Here is a 2135-nt window from a genome sequence, read left to right as displayed (position 1 = left end):
GACACGATCAAGGCGGTACGCAAGCGTCTCAATCCGGAACTGGAGATCGAAGGGCTGCTGCGCACCATGTATGACGTGCGCAACAACCTCAGCAATGACGTTTCGGCTCAGCTGCACAAGCACTTTGGCGAGAAGCTGTTGCGCTCGATCATCCCACGAAACATCCGGCTCGCCGAGGCGCCCAGCCACGGCAAACCCATCAATCTCTACGATCGCGAATCGCGCGGTGCCATCGCCTACTTCGGCCTTGCCGGCGAAATGATTCGCCGCGAACGCGCGCCCGCCGCAGCAACCAGTTAGGAAACGGAGCAATGGCAGCTAAAAAACGCGGGCTTGGGCTCGGACGTGGGCTTGATGCCCTGCTTGGCGGCAGTGACGACGCCGGCGAGACATCAACCAGATCCACGCAGGACGAAGGCGAGCTGCGCTCGCTGAAGGTGACTTCCATCACCGCCGGCAAATACCAGCCACGTCGCCACTTCGACGAAGAACTGCTGCAGGAAATGGCCGAATCAATCAAGTCGCAAGGCGTGATCGAACCGGTCATCGTGCGCAGTTCCGGCAAGAACCGGTTCGAGCTGATTGCCGGCGAGCGCCGCTGGCGCGCCAGCCAGCTGGCCGGCCTCGCCGAGATTCCAGCACTGGTGCGCGACATCGACGATCGGGCCGCAATCGCCATCGCGCTGATCGAGAATATCCAGCGCGAGGATCTGTCTCCGCTGGAAGAGGCGCAATCACTTTCACGCCTGATTGCCGAGTTCAAGCTGACTCACCAGCAAGCGGCCGATGCGGTCGGCCGTTCACGCGCATCGGTATCCAATCTGCTGCGCCTGCTCGATCTGCCGGATGAAATCCGGGTGATGCTCGATGAGGGCAAGCTCGAGATGGGCCATGCACGTGCCTTGTTGACCTTGCCGGCTGCGCGGGCAGTCGCGCTGGCAAGCAAGGCCGTTGACAACGAATGGTCGGTCCGCCAGCTTGAGGAAGCGGTTCGAGGGGCCTCGGAATTGCCCAAAGGCAAACCGTCAAAGCCAAAACGCGATGCCGATATCGAATCGCTTGAAAACGAACTCGCCGAGAAGCTCGGTGCACGCGTGGCGATCAATCATGGTCGTGGAGGAAAAGGCAAGGTTGTCATCCAGTACCACAGCCTCGATGAGCTCGACGGCATTCTTGGCAGGATTCGCTAGAACGTTTTCGTAGGAAACGGCTTCAGCCGTGATGCTTTCCTCGCATGGTGACGAAGAGCATCGGGCATGAATGCCCCTCCTACACAGAGCCACCATGCGCCGCTGGCTTCGATGAGGGCTCTGCCGTTGCCGCTTCGTTTTGGATAGGACTTCGAATCGGCGATAATGGCGAACTCGGCCGTTTCGCTCTCCTGAATCGGCACTCCGACCACAGGATCCGGGCAATGACCCAGCTCTCCGTCGTCGTGCCGGTGTTCAATGAGCGCGATAATGTCCTGCCGCTGATCAACGAAATCACGGCGGCGCTGCGCGGCAAGACGGAGTTCGAAATCGTCTACGTCGACGATGCGAGCAAGGACGACACGCTCGCCGTGCTGACCGCAGCCAAGTCGGAAATTCCGGAGTTGCGCGTAATTCACCACCTCACCCAGAGCGGCCAGAGCACCGCCGTGCGCAATGGCATCAAGTCCGCGCGCGGAGTCTGGATCGCGACCCTCGATGGCGATGGCCAGAATGATCCAGCTGATATCCCGAAACTGATCGCCAGGCGAGACGCGTCGCCGGATTCGATCAAGCTGTTTGCCGGCTGGCGGACCGAACGCAAGGACACCGGCAGCAAGCGGCTCGCTTCCCGGCTGGCCAATGCGATCCGCAGTCGACTGCTGCGGGACGAGACGCCCGATACCGGCTGTGGCATCAAGCTGTTCGAGCGCGCGGCGTTCATGGACCTGCCTTATTTCGACCACATGCACCGCTACCTGCCGGCCCTGATGCAGCGCGCCGGCTGGCAGGTGGAAAGCGTGCCGGTTAACCACCGTGCGCGTGCTGCCGGGATTTCCAAGTACAACAACTTCAACCGGGCCCTGGTCGGCATTTCCGATCTGCGTGGCGTGGCCTGGCTGATCCGGCGCTCGAAACGCACGCAAATCGAGGAAATCTGAACGG

At 61.2% G+C, this 2135-nt stretch carries 3 protein-coding genes; all 3 read left to right on the top strand.

Annotation, left to right across the window (positions count from 1 at the left end; all coding sequences use genetic code 11):
- Positions 1-300: ParA family protein (locus tag WBP53_RS10190; RefSeq protein WP_423928545.1), on the top strand; the 300-nt coding region annotated here is incomplete at its 5' end.
- 11 nt (positions 301-311) lie between these two features.
- Positions 312-1190 carry a ParB/RepB/Spo0J family partition protein gene (locus WBP53_RS10185; protein WP_423928543.1) on the top strand — a complete coding sequence of 293 codons (879 nt, stop codon included), beginning with the start codon at positions 312-314 and terminating at the stop codon, positions 1188-1190.
- Between the two features lie 224 nt (positions 1191-1414).
- The gene (locus WBP53_RS10180; RefSeq protein WP_423928541.1) at positions 1415-2131 is read left to right on the top strand and encodes a glycosyltransferase family 2 protein; all 717 of its coding nucleotides are present in this window, start codon (positions 1415-1417) and stop codon (positions 2129-2131) included.
- Positions 2132-2135: the final 4 nt, after the last annotated feature.

Origin of the sequence: Dokdonella sp. (assembly GCF_049593775.1) — a bacterium.
Classification (GTDB): Bacteria; Pseudomonadota; Gammaproteobacteria; order Xanthomonadales; family Rhodanobacteraceae; genus Dokdonella.
Note: the sequence above shows the minus strand (reverse complement) of the source record. Positions and strands in the feature narration are given on the sequence as shown.